This is a genomic window from Corynebacterium jeikeium (assembly GCF_028609885.1).
In the GTDB taxonomy this organism is placed as follows: Bacteria; Actinomycetota; Actinomycetes; order Mycobacteriales; family Mycobacteriaceae; genus Corynebacterium; species Corynebacterium jeikeium.
Map to the genome: position 1 here is coordinate 520,479 of NZ_CP063195.1, position 25,006 is coordinate 545,484.

Consider the following 25,006-nt stretch of genomic DNA (forward strand, 5'->3'; position numbering starts at 1 on the left):
CGGGTTACCGCGAAACACCCGCGTATGGCACCGTCCCTGCGGTACATTGCTAGCCATGAGCGCAGGGCACGTCATCACTCATCTAGAGACCGTCGAGGCAGGCAAAGCGAGCAATGCCGACGGTTTCGGCCATTCCGCCGCCCCACAGGTCGGCGTGATCACCCTCAACCGCCCAGAGAAGCGCAATGCCCTCAATGCCGCCATCGCCACAGTCGTCGCAGAGGCCGTCCGCGCCCACACTGCCTCCGGGGTGCGTGCCATTTTGATTCGTGGCGAGGGACCTGTTTTCTGCGCCGGAGCAGACCTTTCCGGCGGTGTGTATGCCGATGACTTCTGGTCCGCTATGGAAGACATGCTCTCGGCCATCCAGACCACCCCGGTGCCTGTGATCGCCGATATCCACGGCCCGGCGGTCGGTGCGGGCTGTCAAATCGCGTTGGCTTGCGACCTGCGCGTTTTCGCCGACGAAGGGGCCTGTTGGGTGCCTGTAGCCGAACACGGTTTCGCGCTGGACCTTTGGACCCACGCCCGCGCCCGCGAGTTGATGGGCGGCGCGCTGGCTCGCAACGTGTTCTTGGCAGGCGCCCGGGTAGGTGCCGAACAAGCTCGGGCGACGGGCTTTTCTGTGGTTCTGGATGACGCCACCCCCAACGCCAGCGCCCTAGCGCATCGGGTGGCGCGCCAGGCTCCGCTTTCTATGGAGCATTCGAAACGCGTGTTCAACAGCCCCGACATGCACGCGGATGCGGAGCTGCAGCAGATGATGGTGGACATCTGGGCCAGCGAGGACGTACAGGAGGCGCGCCGCGCCCGCGCCGAGAAACGCGCGCCTCAGTTCAGAGGCCGTTAAGGGACCATTCGCCGCCTAGTCGCGGCCTTCCACCGACCAGGTGTGCACTGGCTGGCCGCTGGACTGGTGGGCGATATAACGCTGCATCATGGTGGCCAGCGCCTCGGCGCGCTCTGCGGACTCCGGCTCGCTATTCGGCGCCAGCCGGTTCAGGGCATCCAGCTGCCACGTTGCACCGTTTTGTCCGCTGCGGGCGCGGCCTTCGATGATTCCCAGGTAGGTCTCGATCAGTTCGGAATCCACGTCCAGCAGCTCCAGTCCTTCGCGGGCCTGGTCGAGCAGGTGCTCGGTAATAAGCTCCCGGACAGGCACTGTTCCCACTCGCGGCCAGCGCATGCTGGCGCGGAGCCCTTCGCGGGCGCCGGCGAGGAAGTTACTGTGGGCGTCCTCAAAGGAAAGCCGTGACCACACGGGGCGATTCTGCGTGCCCAAGAACTTGACGAGCCCGTAGTAGAAGGCAGCGTCCGCGACAATGTCGGCGGTGGTGGGGCCAGCGGGCAGCAGGCGATTCTCCACGCGAATGTGGGAGAGCTCCAGGTTCGGATCGTAGATCGGGCGGTTCCAGCGCCAAATCGTGCCGTTGTGCAGGTTCATATAGTGCAGGCCGGGGCTCTCGCCGGACATGATGGGTGTGCCGGCTTCCATGCGATCCTCTGGCAGGAGTGGGGAGAAGTAGCGGCCGTTTTCCTCAAAAAGGTCGAATACGCTGGTGATCCATCGTTCGCCGAACCACACGCGCGGGCGCACACCCTGGTTGACGAGCTCTGCCGTGCGCGTGTCGATGGCCTGCTCGAAGACGGGGATGCGTGATTCGTGCCAGAGCTTGTGGCCGACAAATAGTGGGGAGTTGGCGCTGAGCGCCGTCTGCACACCCGCGATGGCTTGGGAAGCGTTCCAGGCGTTGGCGAAGAGGTTCGGCGCGACCTGCAGGTGCAGCTGCATGGAGGTGCAGGCGGATTCCGGCGCGATGTCCTCGAAGTCGTGCCTATAGGAATCGACGGTGCCGAGTACTCGGCCCGGCAGGGCGCCTTCGAGTTCGATGCGGACCAGCTCGCCGCGGGATTCGAGGATGGCGTTGTTGAGAGCTTTGTAGCGGTTTTCGTCGGTGATCCAGGCAGGATCGCTGAGGAAGTCGGTGGTCAGGGTCGGAAGGGTGCCGATCATGACGGCGTGGGAGCCGAGCTGTTTGGCGGCTTTCTGCACCGCGCGCAGGCGCTCGTCGAGGCCTTCCTGCAGTTCCTCGAGCCCGCGGCCGGTGATGGCCAGAGGGGGATGGTTCATCTCCACGTTGAAGGAGCCGATCTCGGACTGGTATTCGCCAGGGTGGGTTTCCTCCAACTTCTCCAGCACGCCTACGTTGCAGCGCTTGGGCTGCATGTCGTCGCCGACGAGGTTCATCTCTAGCTCCAGGCCGATGGTGCCCTGGTTGATGAAATCTGCGTTCTGCAGGTGCTTATCGAAGACCTCGAGTTCGGCGTTGAGGCGCTCGCGGAAGCGGGTGCGCTGTTTCGGTGTGTAGGTATCTTTGGATACTGCATCGCCCATGCTTCTTAATCGTAGCCTTGCTGCGGGTGGGGTGTGGGGGTTCTTTGGTGCGGACGCCCACACGTTCCGGTGCGCTGGGGGACTGGGGCGCGGTGACCAAAAGGGCTGGTTAACGGGGAGCGTCGACGGGCTTGTATTATGTACCTCGCACGGTTTCCGTGCGACTGCCCTAGTAGCTCAGTGGATAGAGCACGGCTCTCCTAAAGCCGGTGTCGGAGGTTCGATTCCTCTCTGGGGCACCATGTGAAGTGGGACTTTCGGTTAACTTTTCCGTTCAATTCAGGAAACTCCTTCCAGGTTAACCCGGGTTTTCAAAATTCGGTAACTTTTTCAGAGACTATCCCCGACAACGCGAAAACCGGCCGGTTTTCAGCCTCAAAAGGCTTTGCCGGCCGGTTTTTGTCTATTAACCCGGATTTCTTTTGAAAGTGTTCACTATCAGCCCGTCCTAACGCGAGGGCTCCGTGTCTGCACATGTGTCGCCGCCAGAGGGCTCGCTTGCGTTCTTTAGTCTCCTAATTTCCGAATGCGTTTACCCGGAAACACACCGTTGGGATTAGGTTAGACTTTCCAATAGTCAAGGCGATTGGCACGGAGTTGAAGGAGGCACGTTGTACGACGTCGTAAGGGATGCTTATGCAAGGCTCGCTCCCGAATACGTTGAAGCCTTGGGATCAATTAAGGATATGAGTCCTCAAGACGTAGCGCTCATTTCTGAATGGGGAAGAGTGGTTAATAGTCCGGTGCTGGATGCGGGGTCAGGTCCCGGACACTGGACGGACCTATTGCGAACTTTGAAATGTGAAGTAGTCGGGCTAGATATGGTCCCAGAGTTCATTGGGATTGCGAAGAATAGATTTCCCTCCACCAACTTCGTTTTGGGCGACTTGTCGGAGATACCCCTTAAGTCCTCCAGCCTCGGAGGGATACTTGCCTGGTACTCGTTGATTCATTTGTGGCCTGATGACTGGGGCTTGGTTCTAAGCGAATTTGCTAGGACTCTTAGGCCGGGTGGAACTCTTCTTCTTGGAGCGTTTTTAGGGGAACAAGGTGCTCCATTCGAGCATGCAGTTACTGAGGCTTACTACTGGTCAGAACTAGAGCTACTAAAACAGTTGGAGTTGGCTGGCTTTCAGGCAATTTCTGTCCACTCTCGATGCGCGGCTGGCATTAGGCCGCATCTAGACGTTCTTGCACAGCGTTGTTAGATGGGGACAGCTTGGCATTTTGGACAGTGACTGTCGCGACAGCACTCCCGTAGATCTGCTAGTGGCACTTGTGATGAAGGCGTGGTCGTAGACCCGGTCTGTATATCCGATGGCGAATTCTGGCACGTCAACCAACCAAACCACCTTCGATTTTTCGCCCGCAGAGCAATTACATTCGAGATTAACCCAGCTCAACTGCTAGAAACCGGCCCCGCCCGGACACGCTTTTCGAGCCTTAACCCACCGGTGGGCTGAAACCACATATTCGCTCCCGCCTAGATTCAGAACAAACTTTCTGCGTCCAAGAAATTTTTCAGACCCGTCCACCCGGTAAACCTGCCCCGTCTCGTCCGCCCAGTGTGACCGGCCATGTGTTCGACTGGCGCGTTTCGGTGTCGCGACGACCGTTACGCTTAACGTGTCGGTTCCCGTTTCGAAGGAGAATGATGCTCGGCTACAGAGATTTTGCCCTGCTTGAACTGGACCTTAACCAAGGACATCATCGATTTAGGTTTACTGACGATAGAGCACAGTCGGGAGCTATCACCTGCCCGGTGTGCGGAGAAGGAAAAACGGTAAACATCGCTTGGGCGACTGACAGGCGCCACTTCGTTAAAACCGGGTACCGCTGGATGGTCTGCCAGGACTGCTGCGGCGCTTCAATCAGCATTTATCGGGAAGGTGGCGGCGAGGAGATCTACCCACCCCGGACACAGCAGCAACCTATCGACAACCTACCTGGTGACGTTGCGGAGATGTGGGAGGAAGCGAACCTCACGTACTCTGTTGGTGCCTACACTAGCGCGGTGCTTATGTGCCGCAAGATAGTTTTCGCTGCTGCTGTCCGTTGCGGTCTACCAGAGAAGAACGACAGGAGCTGGGCACCGAGTTTCGAAGAGTGCGTGAATTTCTTGGTGAATGAGGGAATTCTCACCCAGCGCATCAAGGACAGTTGGGCTGACAGCATTCGACTCTGGGGTAATGCAGCCACTCACGAGCTGAAATCGGTAAGGCAATCTACCGCGTTGAAGGCCATCGAGTTCACCCAGATGATCCTTCGCATGGCCTTTGAGTTTGAGGGAAACGCACGGGCCGAAAATGAGTCTTGAGGGGTAGTCCCCCCGAAACGACACCCGCCCCGCTAACCGCTGCGCAACCCGTTCCGACCGGCGACAATAAACCCATGCCAGCCGCGAAAGAACTCACCCCGCGCCAACGCACCGTCCTGCAATGGGTCGTTGACGGGTGCCCCACCGACCCAGAAGTGCCTTCGACGTACAAAACCACCGCCCGCACACTCGAAGGCCACGAGCTCGTCAAGGTCAAAGGCCACGGCAAGACGTGGCAAGCAACGGTCACTGAGCGCGGCAAGCGGGTGCTGGCAGGGAAAGAACTGCTCCGGAAACCGAAACGGAAACGCGGCGCGGCACCCGAGACGGTGTACGTTGCGGCTGCCTATGCCCCGCCAGAGCCGCCACCTGCGAGCGAGGTGGCACTCGACACGCGCGTGACCGACCTGCTCGAAGACTTGGTCGCCTCTCAGCGCGGTTGGGTTGTCAGGCACGTAGAAAACCGCGACGTGGCGAGAGCCGACTGGGACCCCGTCGAGAAGTGGGTCAAAGGACCGCGGAAAGACCTTGTCCCAGACGGCAAAGAGTTCATGCTCGACTGGAGCTACGACTCGTGGCATTTCAACTCTCCCGTGACGGTGACCGCTGCGTTGCTTGACACGGACGAGTGGGTGTCACCAGACCCGGGACCGGTCCTGCGGGACGAAGTTGAAGTCCGCAAATTCCACCCGGCAATCAACAGGCTTCTACGAAACTCTAAGTGGTACAGCGCAGAGACGAAACAGCGCGCAAAGTTGCTTTTGCACGTCGTTATCACCGAGGCTCAAGCCCGCGGGTGGAGTGTGACGGCACACGACACCGAGGACCACAAAGGCAAGAAAGTACTGGAGAAAGTCACACTCGACACCGACTACCACTCGTATGAGATGTGGGTCAGCGAGCGCGAAAACAGCGTCGAGCGGCCGCCGACGAAGAAGGAAGTCAAAGCCTACGAGGACTCGCTGCGCTGGTCGTACAACAAGGGCAAAGAAATGCCGAAGTACTACAACAAAGAAGGTACAGGCCTGGTGTCTCTCGTTGTCGGTTTCACCAGGCGAAACGACACCCCTGCCAAGCCGACGCGGCTGAACTTCGTGCTCGGGGACTTCTTTGCCGACGTCCACCGCAGGGAGCAGTGGTACGCAGTGGTAAAAGAGCGCGACCGCGTCGAGGCCGAGTGCCGGCAGCGCCGACTCGACAAAGCAACGGAGCTCGCCCGTGTTCACCACCGGGAGAGCGAGCGTCACAAAGTGCTTCTCCAGCGCGTCGAGGCATGGAAAGAGCGGCAGGCAATTGAGGAGTACCTCGCAGCGCTCGAAGGCGTTGCAGGGGCCGAAGAGTGGGTCAATTGGTGCAGGGAAAGGCTGACCAAGACGAGCCCTCTGGGTGAGACCGACTTGCCTGTGGACGTCCCATTTGACGAGCAGGAAAACCGTGGGCTGATTGCGGCGTTCGAGCAACGGTTGCCGGAGGACGAAAGTCAGTGGTGACGCTGGCCTGTCGCGGGGGCTGGGTTCCGTAGCGGGAGTCGTGGCGGGGTTCGGTGCGGGAGGACGTCAGGGGGGTTGGAAGGAAGCGGGGCTTTGGCCTGGAGGGTTGCGTCAGAAGTGGCAGTGGAGTCCCGAATTGAGGCAAGGTGCGAACCCCCGCTGTAGCGGTTCGTCTCGCACGACGACACAATGCCCGTCCATGACTGCACAACGACATGAAAGCGGCGGTGACGGACGTAGTTCGGCTTGGTCGCAGGAGTCCGCGCCAGAGACCTTCTACGCCAAGAAAGTGCGCTCGGTTTCCGACACGTACCCATACTCCGCGGTCCGAGTCGAGGTGCGGGACGGAGACTTCACACTGCTGTCCGTCCACTGGTCGGCAGAGCTAGCGCTCAAGGAGGTCGGTGAACACCTCGCCCGCGGTGAGAAGGCCGCTGCGTACCTCGCCCGCTGGGAACGCATTGAGTCCGAGAACGACCCGCGGCTCAAAGAGACGTCCTAACCTGCACCGAACTGCCTGCCCCTGGTTGAGTGGGCGGCTTTTCGAGGTAAGGCAGGCTACTTTCCATGATCCACCACAACGCAAAAGCAGCGACACCGCACCGCTGCACCGAAGAAAAGAAAACTACGACCCCGCACACGCCAAAGGAGGTGCTGCTCTCGCTCGACGTGTTCTTCAACCGGGACGAACTGGTCACAGTGAACCGGTTCCTCCGCCGCCACTCCGACAGTGTTCGTGTTGTTGGCGCTGACGGTGAGCACCACCTGCTCGACGTGTTCCAGGCCATGAAGTTCCTGACCACACTGGTCAAATACTCCGACCAGGACAACGGAATGCTCACGCTGGAAGCGGACGCGAACCCACGTCACCTGACGTACTACGAGCGGGAAAACCTCGTGGACGCAGACAAGTTCGACCAGAAAGAGCTGGCAGCCGCCGTCGCACCGAAAGAAGACGCACCCCGCGAGCTTCTGGACGCAATGTTTAGCCAGGACACCTGGGAAGTCTGGACCGCCGAAAGCATCGACTTCCTCGCCCGCTGCAACGACTTCGAGGAGGCACGTCGCATAACTCAGTCGTTCCGGGACGAAGGGGTGCCGGCCCAGTTGAGTAGAACTTCTCGCACGGTCTATCCCGTGTAGGAAGGCGAAAAGAAACCCGCCACGGCGAGCGAAACGTTCACCGTGGCGGGTTTCGGCATACCGACCCGGTCGGTGACCGCCAGCGATTAGAACGTATAGTCGATACTTCCGTACCCGTGTCTAGCCCGTCACTACCCTCGGTGTTGCTCCTTTCAACACAACCCAACCAAGGAGCACAGAATGTCTTTTCCCGCCCCCGACACCATTGTCCGAGACTGGCTGAACGAGCGTGCCGAAGCAGGCGTTGTCCGCGCCAAGGTCGTCACCGACGTCGCCTACAGCGACGGCGTGCTGACGGTGACCATCGAGCCGGAGAAGTTCGTTGACTTGGGCGCCTGGAACTCACTGAACGAGGGCTACTCCGACTCGCTTGGCGCCTTCTACGCCACGGAGCTCGGCTGGACGAATAAGCAGTCCGTCTACCTGCGCGAAATGGTCACCGAAATGCGCGTCGTGACGGCCACCGGCTCGGTGCTCGAAACGGTGGACACCGCCGCCTACCAGCGGAAGAAGAACCCGCAGTTCTAGTGCCCCGACCCGCACCCCGACCCGTCTCGGCAACCGCTCCGGCTAACGTGTCGGACTCCGAAGCAGTGAACACGCACTCGTAACGGCAACCGGGGCGGCTCCCGAAGCGAGCCCCACCGGGCACCGAGACGAGCCTCGGGCGACATCCGCGGCGCGCCCCGCTACGACACGCCCGGTACGGCAACCGAGACGAGCCCCGGGGCGGGAGTCGGTGGGCGTTGCGGGGTGTGCAAGGAAGCGGCGGAAAACGTGTAAGCCGCCGTGTAAGCGGCGGCGGAGCTAAAGGTTGGGGAGTTTGCTGAATGTCCCTTTTGGTTGGCTTCATCGATGTCGCCTATGGCGATAGGTCTGCGTTTACGTTGTTCGTTGCGGGACGAGGTTGAATGGCGGTCCATGCCTAACCATGACTGAGTGAGGGGAGGGGCGAGGTTACCCATCTTGGGGGGTGTCCCTATGTTTTTGTCAAGCGTTAGGCCGATGTTGACGAGAACAGTCTTGGGAGTAGGTTCTTAGGCGTGCCTAGGAGCCGACCAGCGTGTGCTGGTCGGCTCCGTCTTTGGGCTTTATGCGGCGACGGGGCGTGGCGGGATCTCGCGGAAGAACTCCTTGTTTTTCAGCATCGCGTAGATGACATTGCATCGGCGTCGTGCCAGGCAGATGACTGCTGCGTTGTGGCGTTTTCCTTCAGCGCGTTTGCGTTCGTAATACTGCCGTGACGGTTCGTGGCTGCGGATAACCGGTCAAGTCCGGTGTAGTGGTGTAGCCGTTTGTGCTTTCGGCTCGATATGAAGTTCGGGGCTTGGTTAGGCGGTTAGCTGGTGGTGGTCGTCACGATGTTCTCCTGGGTGGTGCATGAGGTGCTTGGTGTGTTCGAGTGCGGTCAGTGACATGTAGCGTTTTTGTTGGATCCAATCGTCGTGTTGCTCGGCTAGGACCGCACCGACAAGCCGGATGATGGATTCACGGTTTGGGAAAATGCCGACGACGTCGGTGCGCCGGCGGATCTCTCGGTTTAACCGTTCTGTGGGGTTGTTTGACCACACCTTCGTCCAGACTGGTTTCGGCACTGCGGTAAACGCCAGTACTTCATCGAGTGATTCCTCCAAATACGCCGCGACGTGAGGGAATTTCGGCTCCAGTAGGTCGACAACTTCGCGGGCTTGAGCCCAAGTGGATGTGGCGTCAGGTTGCTGGAAGATTGTCTGGAACATCGCAGAGACCATCGGCCATTGTGTTTTCGGGACCTTTTCGTAGAGGTTCTTCGCGAAATGGGTGCGGCACCGCTGCCACGACGCATTGGGCAGCACTTCGGAAATGGCGTGCTGGATGCCTTCGTGGGCATCACTGGTGATAAGGAATACCCCAGTAAGTCCGCGGGCTTTTAAGTCCTGGAAGAAGCCTTTCCACGACGCGTTGGATTCCGCGGTGGCGACGTGCATGCCGAGCATTTCGCGATACCCGTCGGCGTTGACTCCGGTGGCAAGCAGCACTGAGCATTTGACCACCCGGCCGCCTTCACGGACTTTGATCGTGAGCGCATCGCACGATAAAAAGGCGTACCCGCCGGGGTCTAGTGGGCGGTTTTTGAAGTCTGCGACCATGTCGTCGAGTTCTTCTGACATGCGTGAGACTTGCGATTTCGACATGCTGGAAATCCCAAGTGTAGCCACCAGATCATTCATCCTGCGGGTGGAAACCCCCTTAAGGTAGCACGTGGCGATCACAGTCGATAAGGCTCGTTCTGCTCGTGAGCGGCGCTCTAACAGCCAGTCTGGGAAGAACGCGCCGTGGCGCAGTTTCGGCACCGCCACGTCGATCGTGCCGACACGGGTGTCAAGGTCGCGGTGGCGATACCCGTTGCGGTGGTTGACCCGCTCGGTGGATACAACCCCGTATTCGGCGCCGCAGACGGTGTCAGCCTGGGCGGAGAGGATCTGGTTGATAAACCCTTGCAGCATCTGGCGCATCAAATCCGGAGACGCTTGGGCCAGCAAATCATCCAGATAGGTTGTCGGGTCGATAGAATACGGTGCAGCGGTCATCGTCATAGGCCTTTCGGTGAGATGTGGTAGTTGAGTTGAAAGGCTAACTGGCGGTGGCCGCCCACTACTTTCCGGGATCCACCATCAGCAAGCGTTACACCACACTAAGGGACGCAACCGGATAACCGCGAATGCGGAGTAGAACAAGGCATTTTTCAGTCGTTTATTGCCTGACCGTGCTGGGAACTCACCTCTGATCGACGAACCTGATCGTCTAGTGACGGGCGCTATTCCAGCATAAGCAGCTAAGTGGCCAGCACTATCGAAGTCGGAGCCATCACCGATCGCAAGAAGGATCTGCGCTGCGGTCTTGATGCCGACTCCGGGCATACTCATCAAGACCTCACAAAGAGGGAAATCAGCGAGCATCTCTTCAACCTGTTCAGCGATGGTGTTTCGTTGCTCTTTGAGGGCCTTGATGTTTGCAGCCAGTTGAGGAATTACTAACTCGGCGGCATCGCTTCCAGGCACGGTGACTGATTGAGCTTTCAGTGCTGCAAAAATGTCGTCTACCAGCGGGGTGGGGTCTTTACGTGTGTGCTTGATCATCCAGTTCAACACTCGTTGGTATCCGGCTCTTTTTAGCCCCTGCGGTCCCTTGTAATGAATCAATAAATCCAGGATCGGCGTGCGAGTCAGGGTGCTACCAGCAAAAACTCGTTCCAGGCTGGGATAGATCTGGGTGAGGATACTGCGAAGTCGATTGACCGTGCGAGTGCAATCGCGGGCGATGTCATCATCGAAGCCGGACAGCATCTTTAGGGCGGAAAGTACCTCATCATTGCGGTCGACGGCACGTAGCGTGTGGGGCATTGTGCGGGCGGTGTCAGCGATGATGAATGCGTCGCGTTTGTCTGTTTTTGCACGCCCCGGATAGAGATCTGCAGCTTTGCGCATCGCAAGACCTGGCAGGTATCCGACTTCGCAACCGCAGTCCCGGGCTACAGCAATTGGTAGTGCGCCGATGGTGTTGGGTTGGTCGACGATCACGAGCACGGTGCCAAGCTCCTGAAGCTGGTGAAAAACGCCTGCTAGTTCGGATTCGAGTTGGGGCAACGGTTTGTCGAAGACCTTGTTGCCATCACGGTCTAGGGCGCAGGCGTGGTGTTCAGATTTGCCGACGTCTAGGCCGAGGAATATGTCGATGGAATGCTCCGGAGACATGATGAGCTCCTAGAAAACGAGATGGGTATGGCGTTGATCCAGTCGCTGGCGTCATGACCTTCGTTGCAAGCACCCACGTTACAAAGAGACCTAGTTTGAAACTGGCCGTGTCCCTATCAGCTGTCATCGAAAGTCCTGGCACCCGGCGGCAACACCCCCCGGATTATGGAAACTACAGGGCAAGTAAGCCATACCGGGACCAGCGACTATCCCCATTATCAGGGACACTCACAAGGTAACGGGGGGTGGAGAATCGGCCGCATTTTTACTTAATTTTTCATATGAAGTCCAGGGGGTTTACCCAACCCGTAGGTTTATGCGATCGCGTTTAAAACGTTGTTTCATAGAAAAATATGCGCAGGATTGTATCGTTGAAGATGTATCGGTTTTTCGAAAACCGGAGCGTACAGCGCTTGCGGCTCGCGCCCAGCGCCTTTTGATCCAGAAAGATTCAGATACAACCAATCGAGATTCTTCGAGGAGAGATTTCGCCGATGACCCAGTCCACCGGCTCCACCGACACCAGCATCGACTTCCTGTGGCTTTCCGAGCCCGACATGATTGAAGCGGGGGTGACGGACTCTGCTCGCTGCGTCGACGTCATGGAAGAAACCCTGATCCTTCTGGATAAGGGCGACTACCGCATGGCTGGCGCTTCCGGAAACTCCCACGGCGCCCAGGTCAATTTCCCCGACAACCCCGAGCACGAGGGCATGCCCGCCAACGGCCCCGACCGTCGCTTCATGGCTATGCCCGCTTACCTCGGCGGCCGATTCAAGGGCGCCGGCGTGAAGTGGTACGGCTCGAACGCCGAGAACCGCGCCGCAGGTCTGCCCCGCTCCATCCACGTGTTCGTCCTCAACGATGCCGTCACCGGCGCCCCGAAGGCGATCATGTCGGCCAACCTGCTATCCGCTTACCGCACTGGTGCGGTTCCGGCTGTGGGCGTCAAGCACCTCGCCGTAGAGAACGCAGAGACCGTAGGAATCATCGGACCGGGCGTCATGTCCCGCACCATCCTGGCCTCCTCCATCACCCAACGACCCAGCATCAAGACCGTAAAGATCAAGGGCCGCAGCGCCGGTTCCACCGAAAAGGCAGCACAGTGGATCCGCGACCGCTTCGCGGACCTGGACGTGCAGGTCGTCGATAGCGAGCAGGAGGCCATCGAGGGCAGCGACATCCTGATCGCCGGCACCTCCACCTCCCCGGACGGCCCGCAGGCCTTCCCGTACTTCAAGCGCGAGTGGCTCAAGCCCGGCGCGCTGGTGCTGTGCCCCGCAGCGGCCCGCTTCGATGACGACTTCATCAAGTCCGAAGAATCCAACCTGGTGCTGGACTATGACGGCCTGTACAAGGAATGGTTCCAGGAAAACGGCCCGGACGTCACCTACGAGCGCCTGCTGGGCATCCCCGGCAACCGCTGGTGGGACATGGTCGAGGAGGGCACCCTGCCGAAGGAGAAGCTGCACAATATCGGTGCCATCGCCGCGGGTAAGGCCCCGGGCCGCGAGAACGATGAGCAGATCTTTTTCTACTCCATCGGCGGCATGCCCGTCGAGGATGTTTCCTGGGCTACCGAGGTGTATGAGAACGCTCTGGAGAAGGGCATTGGCACCAAACTGAATCTCTGGGAGACCCCGGAGCTAACCTAGGAGCCTGAACGAACCATGGAGTTCAAAAACATCGACCAGGTCATCGACTTCATTAAGTCGGAAAACATACGCTACCTGGACATTCGCTTCACCAACATGTTCGGCCTGGAACATGGGCTGACTGTCCCGGCACGCGAGCTAACCCCCAAGGCGGCGGAGGACGGCTTCGCCTTCGACGGCTCCTCCATCCCCGGCTTCTCCACCGTGGATAAGTCGGACATGACGCTGATCCCGGACCCGACGACCGCCTACGTGGATCCCTTCCGCGACCACCCCACGCTGAACATGCAGTTCTTCGTGCAGGATCCGCTGACCCGCCAGCCGTACCGCCGCGACCCGCGCACCATTGCGCGCAAGGCGGAGAACTACCTGAAAGAAACGGGCGTGGCAGACACCTGCTCGATCGGTGCGGAGGCGGAGTTCTACGTCTTCGATTCCGTCCAATACGCCTCCGACACCAACATGTCCTTCCACCGCGTGGATTCGGACGAGGGGTGGTGGCGCTCCGGTGAGGAGACGATGATGGACGGCTCGCCGAACCGCGGTAACCAGATCCGCATCAACGACGGCTACTTCCCGGTCGCCCCGTACGACAAGACCATCCCGGTACGCGACGACATTGCGTACAACCTGGAGAAGGTCGGCTTCGAGATCGAGCGCTTCCACCACGAGGTCGCCACCGGCGGCATCCAGGAGGTCAACTATCGCTTCGATACCTTGCTGGCCGCCGCAGATGACCTGCAGACTTTCAAGTACGTGGTGAAGAATACCGCCGAGCAGCACCGCAAGACCGCTACCTTCATGCCGAAGCCCCTGGCCGGCGATGGCGGCTGCGGCATGCACGCCCACCAGTCGCTGTGGAAGGACGGCAAGCCGCTTTTCTACGACGAGACGGGCTATGCAGGTCTGTCTGAAATGGCGCGCTATTACATCGGTGGCCTGTTGCACCACGCCCCGGCGGTGCTCGCCTTTACGAACCCCACCGTTAACTCTTATCGACGCCTATATTCCGGTTTCGAGGCACCCGTCAACTTGGCCTATTCACAGTCCAACCGCTCGGCGGCCATCCGCATTCCGCTGACCGGCGATAGCCCTGCGGCCAAGCGTATTGAGTTCCGTGCGCCGGACCCGTCTTCGAACCCCTACCTGGGCTTCGCAGCCCAGCTGATGGCGGGACTGGACGGCATTCTGAACCGCATCGAGCCGGGCGAGCCGACGGATAAGGACCTCTACGAACTGCCGCCCGAAGAGGCGAAGAAGGTGCCGAAGGTACCGCACTCGCTGGAGGCCGCCCTTTCGGCAATGGAGGAAGACCACGACTTCCTGACCGCAGGGGGAGTCTTCGACGAGGACTTCCTGCAGGCCTATGTTCGCCTGAAGTACGAGCTGGAGATCCAGCCGCTGCGCCAGGGGCCAAGCCCGAAGGAGTTCGAGCTGTACTACAGCGTTTAACTAGCTGTGCGTTATGGCGCGGAGCTGCTAGTGGACTACTAGCGGCGCGTCCAGGTGCAGAAGCGATAGCGCAGGGGCTGCTCGGGATTAGCCTCCTGGTCGACCGGGTGGCCCTTTAGCGATTCCTGCCATTCTTCGGCATGCTCTTCGAACTCTTCGGTGGGGACCAGAGGAGCGTACACCTGGAAGCGATCGGGTGCCTCCATGTCGATCTCCGTAATGACGATGCGATCGGCCACGGGCATGCACTGCGCGTACACCTGGCCGCCGCCCAGTACCCATACGGTGGGAGTGCGCTCGTCTGAAGTGCCGTCGGCTCCGTCAGCGCTGGCGCTTTCCTTCAGTTCGTTGAGGATCTGCTCCGCGGCATTGGCTAGGGCACTGGGGATCGACGGCTCGATGATGCCGCCGGGGGCGTCATAATTATCCTGCCTAGTGATCACATAGTTCGTGCGTCCCGGCAGCGGGCGGAAACCATCGTCGAGCGCTTCCCAGGAGGTGCGCCCCATGACGACGGGGTAGCCGGTGGTGGCGTTCTTGAAATGCTTCAGATCCTCTGGCAGGTACCAGGGCATATCCGCGCCATCGCCGATCACTCCGGCGGTGGTTTGCGCCCAGATCATGCCGATTTCCACCTGATCGCGGGAGATCCCCTTGGCCTCCAGGGCGTAGCTGACAGCTGCGGCCGTGAGCTCCGGATAGTCGCCGGGCTCGTAGCCGGTCGGGCGGTGGGGTTGGTTGTTGGGAGTCATTTACACGGCCACCTTTGCCTTAATCACCGGATGCGGGTCGTAGCCGGTGAACTCGATATCGGAAAAGTCGTAAGAAAACATGTCCGCAGCCTTGTTCAGCTTCAGCTGCGGATACGGGCGGGCATCGCGGGAAAGCTGCAGCTGAACCTGCTCCACGTGATTGTCGTAGATGTGGCAATCGCCACCGGTCCAGATGAACTCGCCGACCTCCAGGCCCGACTGCTGAGCAAACATGTGGGTAAGCAGTGAGTAACTGGCGATGTTGAATGGCACGCCTAGGAACATGTCGGCGCTGCGCTGGTACAGCTGGCAGCTCAGCTTGCCGTCGGCCACGTACAGCTGGAACAGCAGGTGGCATGGTGGAAGGGCCATGTTGTCCAGCTCCGAGACGTTCCAGGCGCTGACGATATTGCGGCGCGAGTCCGGGTTAGTCCTCAGAGTTTCTAGTGCGCCCGCGATCTGGTCGATGTGCTGACCATTCGGGGTCGGCCAGCTGCGCCACTGCACGCCATAGACCGGGCCCAGGTCACCGTTCTCGTCGGCCCATTCGTTCCAGATGCGAATGCCGTTTTCCTGTAGCCAACGCACGTTGGAATCTCCGCGGAGGAACCACAGCAGTTCACCCACCACGGACTTCACGTGAACCGATTTGGTGGTAATCAGTGGGAAACCGGCGGAGAGATCATAGCGGATCTGACGGCCAAAAAGGCTGGTAGTGCCTGTGCCAGTACGGTCACCCTTGGGAGTGCCCGTTTCGAGGATCTCCCGCAGAAGATCCTCGTATGGGGTGGGGATGGAACTCGGCTGCTGCTGGGGTGCCACTGCTCGCCGCCTTCCTTTCAAAGCTCTTAGGTCCTTAGGTTTAAAAGTCCCACATAGTCTACGTCGGCTAAGCAGCGGCGGCACCCAAGGGGCTGAAGAGCTCTTGGCTGGGGTCAACTAGGAACCGGAAGCGGACGTAGAAGCGGAACCGCGCGCCGGGCTAGAGCAGTGCTCGGTGGTCGGCGTGTGGTCGCCCGCCTTGCGGGTCAGGCCCCACAGGATCAGCCCAATGGTTGGGTTGTTCTGTGGCATCGCTGCGTGGGCCGGTGCGATCGGAAGCTTGCAAGCAGCGCCTACCTCCACGTTTGCTACGTCCGCTCCGTCAACCGATTCCAACATGGAGGTCTTGTTCGGTGTGGCGGTGGTATCAGCGGAAGAGTAGAGGTTGGTGTACTGCACGCGCTTGTCGGTATCCGGCAGTTTGTTCAAGCGATCGATGAGTTCCGAACCGACCAGCTGCTGCACGCCAGCCTTACCTGCGACGGACTCTGCAAGCTCCGGGTTCCGCTCAATGATCGGGCGCAGCATCTTATCCATACCGGCCAGAGTGGTGCCGTGGTAAGTCGGGGCCACGCCGACCACGCGGTCGACCTTATCTCCACCGCCGTTTTCCGCGATGTACTTCTTCAAGTGCAAGCCGCCCTGGGAGTGCCCCACCAGATCGACCTTCTCTGCGCCCGTCACGGACAGGATGTAGTCGATGGTCGAAGCGATTTCCTTGGCGGAATCGTCGATGTCCGTCATCGCGTAGTGTCCCAGCAGGTTCGGCTTGCCGTCAGTCGGCTTGCCGTAGTTGAAGGCCCACGTACAAAAGCCCTGGTTGGATAGTGCGTTGGCGGCCTTCTGCCAACGCGTGGAGTTATCGGACGTGCCGTGGAGGAATACGACAGGGTTCGGGTGCTCCGGGGAGGGAAGACAGGTGGGATTGTTTACAGGTGCCTTGGCCACATGGTTGCCTTCTAGACCGGCGGGGACTGCGGCGTCCGGAATAGCGCCAGAAGCTTCCGCATCAGCAGCTAGGGCAGAAGGGGTTAGAGAAAAGAGGGTAGAGAGGGAAACACTAAGCGCCGCGGCGCCGGCGAGGAAGGATCGGCGACCCCGACCCAAATTGCGAGAGTCAGTTTTCATGGAAGAAACGATAGCCTAACTTCCAGCGCTGTCCACCGTTACAGCCAGAATGCACGGGCGTGTGATCACCCCGATCGCGCGTCAAACCCCACTCGATCAGGCCAATGATGTGATCATTTTCGGGTAGCGATGCATGCCCCGGTGGAAGCAACAGCCCGCAGACCTCGCCGACCTCTGCCTCGGCCACGTCCGCGCCACCGATGGATTCCAGCTGCGACGTGGAATTCGGCGTGGCCGTCAGATCCTTCGAGGTAAAGATGTTCGTGTACATCACGTTCGGATGGGTATCTGGCAGCTCGTTGAGGCGCCTAATGAACTCCGAACTATTCAACTGCTGAATCGCAGCCGTACCCGCCACCAGATCCGCGAACTCCGGGTTACGATCCACTAAGTTCTGCAGTATCGAGGACATCCCGGTCATCGTCGTGCCGTGATAAGTGGCGGCCAGCCCCACCGCACGGCGCACTGTATCCTGCCCGCCGTGCTCCGCAATGTACTTCTTGATGTGCAGCCCACCCTGCGAATGGCCCACCAGATCCACCTTGCTGGCACCGGTGACGTCCAGGATGTAATCAATCGTCGCTGCGATCTCTAGGGCGGATTCGTCGATGTCGTTCACAGCGAATACACCGGGGATTGCAGGGCGGCCTTCCTCCGGCTTGCCGTAGTTGAAAGCCCACACGGAATACCCCCGGGCGGCGAAATACGTTGCGGCTTTTTGCCAGCGGAAAGAGTTGTCCGTCGTACCGTGGATAAACACCAGGGGGCAGGGGTGCTCCTCCGAAAGGTCCTTCCGTGGATTATTGGCCGGCGCACCGATAACGTAGCGCCCCTGCAGGGTGGCGGGAACGTCCGGATCCAGCTCTGCCCGCGCGCGGGAGGCCGGGCGGGCCGTCAAGAAGGAAAAAGGAAGCATGCAGTGCTAGGTGCAGGGCTAAAGAGAGTAGGCGCCGTGCTTGTCGTGGAACTTCGCGGCAGAGGCTAGGATCTTGTCGGCCATATCGGGGCGGGAGATCACCAGATCCGGCAGGTACGGTGACTCGCAGTTGTAGCACAGATCCGTGCCGTCCAGCCGGGAGGTGTGCAGGCCGGCTGCCTGGGCAATGCCTACGGGGGCTGCGTTATCCCACTCGTACTGACCACCGGCGTGGACGTAGGCATCGTTATCGCCCAGGATCACGGAGACGGCTTTAGCTCCGCAAGACCCCATGGTTACCAGCTCCATGCCCAAATCCTCGGCGATGAACTCGGCGATCGCCGGGGTGGTGTTTTGGCTGATCACTAGGCGGTTTGTGCGTGCTCCCTCGACGGCGCGGACCTCCGAGCTGCTGAACACGCGCCCCAGATCCGGCATGCCCACGGCAGCCTCAATGATCTTGCCGTTTTCCACCAGTGCAATGTGTACGGCCCAGTCCTGGCGGCCACCGGCGTACTCTCGGGTTCCATCGAGCGGGTCGATGATCCACACGCGCGAGTTGTCCAGACGCGAGAGGTCGTCTTCGGCCTCTTCCGAGAGCATTGCATCGTTCGGGCGGTGCTGTACGAGGGAACGGGCGATCCAGTCCTGCGCCAGCGCGTCGCCGGCCTTGCCTAGCTCGGTGCCGCGGAGCAGACCTACGTTTCTTACGCCCTTGAGGATCTCTCCTGTGCCCTGCGCGAGTCTCTGGGCCAGCGTCGCATCATTGAGTTCAGCCGTCATAGTTCTTACTTTAGCGGTCTGTTTAAATGGTCACATGGCTGTTGACCCGCTGGATTCCTTTTATGCCCCCGTTGCAGCGTGGTTCCGAGATGTCTTCGCCGAGCCGACGATTGTACAAACTCAGGCGTGGAGAGCTATCTCCGCAGGTCAGAATGCTTTAGTAGTGGCACCGACGGGGTCGGGTAAGACCCTGGCGGCTTTTTTATGGTCGCTGTCACGACTTTCTGGGGGATCTTTTTTTAATGACGCCCCCACGCCTGAAAAATCCAGCCCCACCAAGGTGTTGTACATCTCCCCGCTGAAAGCACTGGGCGTGGACGTCAGCCGAAACCTGGCGGCTCCGCTGGCCGGCATTGCTCGGGTGGCCGACGCAATGGGGGAAACTGCCGCCCCAGTGCGGGTGGGCGTGCGCAGTGGAGACACCCCACAGTCGGAACGTTCTAAACTGCTGCGCAATCCGCCGGAGATTCTGGTGACCACTCCCGAATCGCTGTACTTGATGCTGACCAGCAAGGCAGCGGCCACGCTGGCAAATGTGGATACCGTCATTGTGGACGAGGTACACGCGGTGGCCGGAACGAAGCGCGGCACACACCTGGCGCTGTCCCTGGAGCGATTGGAGATGCTGACGGGCCGGGCGGTGCAGCGCATCGGCCTGTCGGCGACGGTGAACCCCGTGGATAAAGTCGCCAGCTTCTTGGGAGGCGACCGCCCGGTGACGGTGGTGAACCCCGAGCAGCCGAAGTCTTGGGATGTGCAGGTGACCAGCGTGGTGGAGGACTTCCAGGATCCTCCAGCGGTCGAAGACGTCGCGCTGGCTGAGTATGAGGTGGCTGAGTCTGAGGCGGCGTCAGAAAAAGAAACAGAGGAAGCACTAGTAGACGGGGCACCTGTAGACGAAGCACTGCTCGGCCCTAGCCTCATCGGCGAAGGGGTGGGCGGCAGCACCCAGGTCGGGTCGGGTGCACGCGTGGCGAGCGGGGTGGATAAAGAATCTGCACTGCCGCAGCAGAAGAGCGTGTGGCCGCACGTGCAGCGTGCGATTTACCGGCAGGTGATGGAGAACCGGTCGACGCTGGTGTTCGTGAACTCCCGGCGCGCGGCGGAGCGGCTGACCGGAGCACTCAACGAGGAATGGGCCAAGGAGCACGATCCGGATGCACTGGCCGCTCCGACCAGGCGCGACCCGGCGCAGATGATGGCGCAGTCCGGGGCTGTGCGGGGGATGGACGGGGCGGGCGTCGCGCGAGCGCACCACGGTTCGGTTTCCAAAGACGAGCGCGCCGACATCGAGGCAGCGCTGAAGTCTGGCGAGCTGCGCTGCGTGGTGGCGACGAGTTCCTTGGAACTCGGCATCGATATGGGATTGGTGGACCACGTGGTACAGGTTGGGGCGCCACCGTCAGTGGCTGCGGCAGTGCAGCGCTGTGGTCGCGCCGGGCACAACGTGGGAGCGACCAGCCACGCGACGATCTACCCATTGCACAAGCAGGACGCTGAGGCTGCGGTGGTGGTCGTCGACCGGCTACTCAAGGGAGAATTGGAGCCACTGCACGTGGTGCATAATGCGCTGGACGTGCTGGCACAGCAGACGGTGGCGGCGACTGTGCAGGCCGGGGCGGGCGGCACAAGTGGCGCAGACGGCACGGGCGCGCTAGACGTCGAGGAGTGGTGGCGCGTCGTCCGCCGCGCGCACCCCTATGCCACTCTGCCGCGCGAGGCCTTCGACGGCGTGATCGAAATGATCAGCGGCCGCTACCCGTCCACCGACTTCGCGGATCTAAAGGCCCGCGCGATCTATGACCCTGTGGCCGGCACCTTGGAAGCCCGCCCTGGTGCGCAACGCCTTGCCGTGACCAGCGGCGGCACCATCCCGGACCGCGGGATGTTCGGGGTATTTTTGGCAGCCGGGGAAAACGACGGCGCCCGGCGGGTCGGCGAGCTGGATGAGGAGATGGTCTACGAGTCCCGTGTCGGCGACGTATTCACCCTAGGCGCGAGCAGCTGGCGCATCCTGGAAATCAACCGCGATCAGGTGATCGTTGCCCCTGCTGCGGGTCACACAGGCCGCCTGCCGTTCTGGGTGGGCGACGCTGCGGGCCGTCCTGTGGAGCTCGGCAAGGCCATCGGTGAGAACCGACGTACTTGGGGCTCTGGCACCTTGGCGGATATTCGTTCGGCCGATTTTTTGGACGCCCACACCCGCGCCAACCTGGATGCCTACTACCAGGAGCAGAAGGAAACCGCCGGGATCATCCCGGATGAGAGAACCGTGCTGATCGAGCGCTTCCGCGACGACATCGGCGACTGGCGCGTAGTGGTGCACACTCCCTTCGGCCGTGGGGTGAATGCGCCGTGGGCATTGGCGCTGGGGGCGGAGCTGAACCGCCGGACGGGGATTGATGCGATGGCCGTGGCCGGCGACGACGGCATGGTGCTCCGCCTGCCGTATTCGGACGAGCCGCCGGGGATGGAGCTGCTGCTGGGCGAGGGGTACAGCGGTGCCGAGCGTGCGGAGGCGACACTGGCGGATGTGATGGAGGAGGTCGGCTCATCTGCATTGTTTGCAGCCCGTTTCCGCGAATCCGCGGCCCGGGCTCTGCTCCTGCCGCGCCGCAATCCTGGCAAGCGCCAGCCGCTGTGGCAGCAACGCCAGCGGGCCGCCCAGCTGCTGGACGTTGCCCGGGAGCACCCGGAATTCCCGGTGATGGTGGAGACCATGCGTGAGTGCGTGCACGATGTCTACAACCTGGATTTTCTCAAGGCACTGGTGGCGAACTTGGGCCAGCGGGGTGTGCGCCTGGCGGAGGTCACCACCGAGGCTCCGAGCGCGTTTGCCGAGTCGCTGCTGTTCACCTACACCAGCGCCTTCATGTACGAGGGCGATTCCGCCGAGCGCGCAGCCGCCCTTGCCGTGGACCCAGCGTTACTGGCGAAGGTGCTGGGCACCCGGGAGGAGGGCATGGTCCTGGACCCAACTGCGGTCCGCCGAGTGGTCGACGCCGCCCAGTGGCTGGCCGAGGGGCGCCAGGCTGCGAGCGTGGAACAAGCTGTGGATATGCTGCGTGCCCTCGGGCCGCTGAGCCTGGACGGCGTGCGCGAGCGCATCGAACCCTGGGCTGGGACAGTGGAGGACAGCCTTGAGCAGCTGCGGGAATTGGTTCCCACGCGCTTGATCGAGGTGCACTTTGGTGGGCAACTGAAACTCGGTGCGGTAGAGGATATGCCTCTGCTGCGCGACGGCCTGGGAGTGCCAGTTCCACCTGGCGTGGCCATTGCTGCCGAGCAGGTGGATCAGGTGGATAATGCCATCGACCAATTGTTGCTGCGATGGATGAAGAATCGCGGCCCCACGACCGCCGCCGAGGCCGCTGCGGAGTTTGGCCTGGGACGCGCAACCTCCGACGCGCTGCTCGCCCGATGGGCCGGGGGAGTACAAGGCACGGGAAAGCAGCGCCGCTTGAGCGCCGGACATTTTGTCGACCTGCAGGCGGAAACCCAGCACACGGAAACTCAGCACACCGAAACCCAGTACGTGGATACGGGGATGCTTCGCCGCCTCCGGTCGGCAACCCTCGCCGCCGCGCGGGGATCGCTGGAGCCGGTGACCCAGCAGACCTACGCACAGTTCCTGGCCGACTGGCACGGTCTGGGCCAGATGCAGCGCGAGGAGCTCGCCAGCGCCCTGGAACAACTCGCCGGGGTGCCGATTCCCGCCAGTGCATGGGAAACCCTGGTGCTTCCCGCGCGCATCCCGGACTATCAGCCGGGAGACCTGGACGAACTACTCAGTACCGGCGAGATTCTCGCTGTCGGTTCCGGACAGGCCGGCGCCAAGGATGCCTGGCTGTGCTTCATACCCGCGGGCATGGCCGAGTACCTGCTGGAAGGTGGGGAGGGGCTGGAACGTGGCGTCCATAAAGAAACAGTGACCACCTTGGGCATGGTGGCCACACAGATCCTCGAGCACCTGCAACGTGGCGGTGCGTTCCTAGCGGCCGAGCTGCAATCGGTGACGGGGGCGGATCCCGAGGAGGTCGACGCTGCGCTGTGGGAGCTCTTCGATGCCGGTTTGGTTGCGCCCGATAGTTTCGCTGCTGTGCGGGCGCGGCTGGCGGAGGCTGGCCCCACTGGCAAGCAGGCACACCGCGCACCTAGACGGAACCAGGGGCGCGGTTCGGCGCGCCGGGTGCGGATGGGGCGCAGTGGTTTCGCGCGGGCGGCACGGCGGTCGATGAACGCGCATTCCTCGGTGCCGGGGCGCTGGTCGGCGGTGTACGGTGCGGGGACTGGCACTGGGATTGGCGCTGGTATTGACGCTGTGGGGGAGCTGGAAGCCCCGCTCGATGCTGCGGAGCTTGCCCTGGTGCGTTCCGAGGCATGGATCGACCGCTACGCCGTGGTTACTCGTGGGGCAGTCGTGACGGAGAAGGCCGCCGGGGGCTTCGCTGAGGCATACCGGACGCTGAGCGCCTGGGAGGATTCCGGCGAAGTATTGCGCGGTTACATTGTCGAAGGTTTAGGCGGGGCGCAGTTCGCTCCGCGCGACGTGATTTCCCAGCTCCGGCGAGCGCAGGACGGGCGTAGTCGTGATGCTGGCGAACCGGCCACACCCGGAAACGCGCCACAGTTGCTTTCCGTACTGGACCCCGCGAACCCATTCGGCTCCACACTGCCCTGGCCGGAGGTCTCGCGTTCGACCGCGGAGGGGATATCGCCCACGCGCACAGCCGGCGCGATGATCATTATTGCCGCTGGTCGCGCCGAGGCGTATGTATCCCGCGGCGGCAAAAACGTGAGTCTTTTTTCTCGGCCCGATTTTGGTGACGCCACGTCTGCCGAGCTCGGCGCCTCAGCTCCGCAGATCGATCTGGTGGTTGGGGCTCTCAAGGAAGCTATCCGTGCCCAGCGTTTGAGTCCTGTGACCATAGAGAAGGTCAACGGTTCCTCGGTGATGGACATTGCTACGACAGATTGGGTGGCCGCAGGCGCACGCCTTACTCCGAAGGGGCTGAGCATCCGTGCCTGAGGGTGACTCCGTACTCCAGCTTTCCAACCGCCTGCAATGGATGACGGGGCGGACGGTGCGGCATACGGACATCAGGGTTCCACGCTTTGCCACCGAGAGCTTCGACGGTGAAGAAGTCCGACGGGTGTGGCCGTATGGGAAGCACTTGTTTATGCACGTTGGCGACCGAGTGATCCACACACACCTGAAGATGGAAGGCGTGTGGGCGATTCACCGGGCTGGCCAACGCTGGCGCAGGCCGGGCTATAGTGCGCGCATCGTGCTGCGCTTTAGCCCCCAGCACACCGGTGGCGAGGAGATAGAGCTAGTGGGTCACGACCTCGGCTTCGTGCGGGTGTTCAACTTTGCGGATTATCCGCAGGCTATTGCGCACTTGGGGCCGGACATTCTGGCGGAAGACTGGCAAGACGGCGGCAGGGAAGAGGCCATTGGGCGGATACTGCAACGGCCGGAAAGGACCCTCGGTGCCGCGCTGCTGGATCAGAAGAACGTCGCGGGGATTGGCAACGAGTATCGCGCCGAGGTGATGTTCCTAGTGGGAATGCACCCGGAGGTGAAGGTGGGGCAGGTGGGAGAAGTGGGCGTCACAAAAACAATAGACCTGGCGCGAAGAGTGATGTGGGATAACCGTCTTGAGCCGCACCGAGTCTTCACAGGCGACCGTCGGGCCGGGCAAACTAACTGGGTGTTTGGCCGTGCGGGTAAGGCATGCCGGCGGTGCGGGACGGCGATCCAGCAGTCAACGCTAGGAGGACGCTGGGCTGGTGGGGATCCGGATCTAGATTCGGCGGAGTTGGAGCGGATTATCTGGTGGTGTCCGAACTGTCAGGAGCGGTGAGCTTCTTCGAGGTGGGGGAAGAGGTCGCTAGAGAGGCTGCTTCGCGGACTACTTGACAATCCGGTCAATAGCCCCAAAAAGGGGTGGTTTCGTTCGGTGGGAGGGGTAAAAGTGCAGGTCGCGTGAGTTTACCTAAAGTTCATGTAGCTCAAGGTTATGTATTTAGAAAAAGTGCGATTGTGTGAAAATTTCGGAAACAAAAGGGTCTGCTATTCTTATTTTTTAAGGATGGGTGTGTTTGTGTGGGGTGGTTACCGCGTCAATCAAGGCTTTTCGATGGTCAAAGCAAGGGTTACCTAAGTAGACGGCTCGGGCTAAATTGCAGGGGTGTGAATCCGGTTTCGGCGAGGTGGGTGGAGTTCTTTAAGGGTTGACTAAGGTTCTTTTGGTGAACTGTTGCTTAAGGGTTGGTGAACTTGGGGTTAAATGCCGTGCACGGGGGCGCATAATTGTCGAACAATTACCGGCTTTGAGGAGCTAGAGTTAAATCCCGTCACTCAGAACCTGGGTGTGTAGCGGCCCTCGCAATTCGGCGCGCAGCACCCGGGGAGG

18 protein-coding genes, 1 tRNA gene and 2 pseudogenes are annotated in these 25,006 nt (G+C 60.9%); 12 read left to right on the forward strand and 9 right to left on the reverse strand.

The features are described from left to right. Positions 1 to 55 precede the first annotated feature (55 nt). Positions 56 to 850: an enoyl-CoA hydratase gene (locus tag CJEIK_RS02245; protein ID WP_005294404.1), complete on the forward strand. Its 795-nt coding sequence runs from the start codon at positions 56 to 58 to the stop codon at positions 848 to 850. Positions 851 to 865: 15 nt separating this feature from the next. Here CJEIK_RS02245 and CJEIK_RS02250 read toward each other — a convergent pair whose 3' ends face one another. Then, positions 866 to 2,395 carry a glutamate-cysteine ligase family protein gene (locus tag CJEIK_RS02250; RefSeq protein WP_005294401.1) on the reverse strand — a complete coding sequence of 510 codons (1,530 nt, stop codon included), beginning with the start codon at positions 2,393 to 2,395 and terminating at the stop codon, positions 866 to 868. A 166-nt stretch (positions 2,396 to 2,561) separates the two neighbouring features. Here CJEIK_RS02250 and CJEIK_RS02255 point away from each other — a divergent pair. The 7 genes from CJEIK_RS02255 to CJEIK_RS02285 all read left to right on the forward strand — a co-directional run bounded on the left by CJEIK_RS02255 (position 2,562) and on the right by CJEIK_RS02285 (position 7,873). Continuing rightward, positions 2,562 to 2,637, forward strand: a tRNA-Arg gene (locus tag CJEIK_RS02255). A gap of 369 nt (positions 2,638 to 3,006) precedes the next feature. Then, on the forward strand, positions 3,007 to 3,603 hold the full coding sequence (locus tag CJEIK_RS02260) for a class I SAM-dependent methyltransferase (RefSeq protein ID WP_005294399.1): 597 nt from the start codon (positions 3,007 to 3,009) through the stop codon (positions 3,601 to 3,603). A gap of 443 nt (positions 3,604 to 4,046) precedes the next feature. After that, positions 4,047 to 4,712 (forward strand): DUF4145 domain-containing protein, encoded by a 666-nt coding sequence (locus CJEIK_RS02265; protein WP_005294396.1) that lies wholly within the window; start codon positions 4,047 to 4,049, stop codon positions 4,710 to 4,712. Positions 4,713 to 4,786: 74 nt separating this feature from the next. Beyond that, a complete protein-coding gene (locus CJEIK_RS02270) occupies positions 4,787 to 6,202 on the forward strand; it encodes a hypothetical protein (protein WP_005294395.1) in 1,416 nt (471 codons plus the stop codon). A 199-nt stretch (positions 6,203 to 6,401) separates the two neighbouring features. Next, positions 6,402 to 6,704 carry a hypothetical protein gene (locus tag CJEIK_RS02275; RefSeq protein WP_005294392.1) on the forward strand — a complete coding sequence of 101 codons (303 nt, stop codon included), beginning with the start codon at positions 6,402 to 6,404 and terminating at the stop codon, positions 6,702 to 6,704. A 65-nt stretch (positions 6,705 to 6,769) separates the two neighbouring features. Then, positions 6,770 to 7,345, forward strand: coding sequence for a hypothetical protein (locus CJEIK_RS02280; protein WP_005294390.1), 576 nt, complete (start codon positions 6,770 to 6,772; stop codon positions 7,343 to 7,345). Positions 7,346 to 7,525: 180 nt separating this feature from the next. Then, positions 7,526 to 7,873 carry a hypothetical protein gene (locus tag CJEIK_RS02285; protein WP_005294387.1) on the forward strand — a complete coding sequence of 116 codons (348 nt, stop codon included), beginning with the start codon at positions 7,526 to 7,528 and terminating at the stop codon, positions 7,871 to 7,873. A 563-nt stretch (positions 7,874 to 8,436) separates the two neighbouring features. Here the strand turns inward: CJEIK_RS02285 and CJEIK_RS02290 are convergent. The 3 genes and pseudogenes from CJEIK_RS02290 to CJEIK_RS02300 all read right to left on the reverse strand — a co-directional run. Then, positions 8,437 to 8,598 (reverse strand): annotated as a pseudogene (locus CJEIK_RS02290) (IS110 family transposase); the annotation flags it as partial. Between the two features lie 78 nt (positions 8,599 to 8,676). Continuing rightward, positions 8,677 to 9,915 carry an IS256-like element IS3506 family transposase gene (locus CJEIK_RS02295; protein WP_011113078.1) on the reverse strand — a complete coding sequence of 413 codons (1,239 nt, stop codon included), beginning with the start codon at positions 9,913 to 9,915 and terminating at the stop codon, positions 8,677 to 8,679. Positions 9,916 to 10,032: 117 nt separating this feature from the next. Next, a pseudogene (locus CJEIK_RS02300) lies at positions 10,033 to 11,079 on the reverse strand (IS110 family RNA-guided transposase); the annotation flags it as partial. Between the two features lie 494 nt (positions 11,080 to 11,573). On the opposite strand from CJEIK_RS02300, the gene CJEIK_RS02305 reads away from it, so the two are divergent. Further along, positions 11,574 to 12,734 (forward strand): ornithine cyclodeaminase family protein, encoded by a 1,161-nt coding sequence (locus tag CJEIK_RS02305; protein ID WP_005294380.1) that lies wholly within the window; start codon positions 11,574 to 11,576, stop codon positions 12,732 to 12,734. Between the two features lie 15 nt (positions 12,735 to 12,749). Next, complete coding sequence (gene glnA / locus CJEIK_RS02310) at positions 12,750 to 14,186, forward strand: type I glutamate--ammonia ligase (protein ID WP_005294376.1); 1,437 nt, start codon at positions 12,750 to 12,752, stop codon at positions 14,184 to 14,186. A gap of 38 nt (positions 14,187 to 14,224) precedes the next feature. Here the strand turns inward: glnA and CJEIK_RS02315 are convergent, their stop codons facing one another. The 5 genes from CJEIK_RS02315 to CJEIK_RS02335 form a co-directional block, all read right to left on the reverse strand. Continuing rightward, a complete protein-coding gene (locus tag CJEIK_RS02315; protein WP_005294373.1) occupies positions 14,225 to 14,938 on the reverse strand; it encodes a dihydrofolate reductase in 714 nt (237 codons plus the stop codon). After that, on the reverse strand, positions 14,939 to 15,760 hold the full coding sequence (locus CJEIK_RS02320; protein WP_005294370.1) for a thymidylate synthase: 822 nt from the start codon (positions 15,758 to 15,760) through the stop codon (positions 14,939 to 14,941). Positions 15,761 to 15,877: 117 nt separating this feature from the next. After that, a complete protein-coding gene (locus tag CJEIK_RS02325; protein ID WP_034964822.1) occupies positions 15,878 to 16,888 on the reverse strand; it encodes an esterase/lipase family protein in 1,011 nt (336 codons plus the stop codon). Then, positions 16,878 to 17,804, reverse strand: a complete 927-nt coding sequence (locus tag CJEIK_RS02330) for an alpha/beta fold hydrolase (RefSeq protein ID WP_005294364.1) — start codon at positions 17,802 to 17,804, stop codon at positions 16,878 to 16,880. Before CJEIK_RS02330 ends, CJEIK_RS02325 begins: the two co-directional genes overlap by 11 nt. A gap of 18 nt (positions 17,805 to 17,822) precedes the next feature. Continuing rightward, positions 17,823 to 18,587: a 3'(2'),5'-bisphosphate nucleotidase CysQ gene (locus tag CJEIK_RS02335; RefSeq protein ID WP_005294361.1), complete on the reverse strand. Its 765-nt coding sequence runs from the start codon at positions 18,585 to 18,587 to the stop codon at positions 17,823 to 17,825. Between the two features lie 34 nt (positions 18,588 to 18,621). Here CJEIK_RS02335 and CJEIK_RS02340 point away from each other — a divergent pair, with 34 nt between their 5' ends. Next, positions 18,622 to 23,616 (forward strand): DEAD/DEAH box helicase, encoded by a 4,995-nt coding sequence (locus CJEIK_RS02340; protein ID WP_035008843.1) that lies wholly within the window; start codon positions 18,622 to 18,624, stop codon positions 23,614 to 23,616. After that, entirely contained in the window at positions 23,609 to 24,454 is an 846-nt protein-coding gene (locus CJEIK_RS02345) for a DNA-formamidopyrimidine glycosylase family protein (protein ID WP_005294351.1), read from the forward strand. The genes CJEIK_RS02340 and CJEIK_RS02345 overlap by 8 nt, the downstream gene beginning before the upstream one ends. Positions 24,455 to 25,006: the final 552 nt, after the last annotated feature.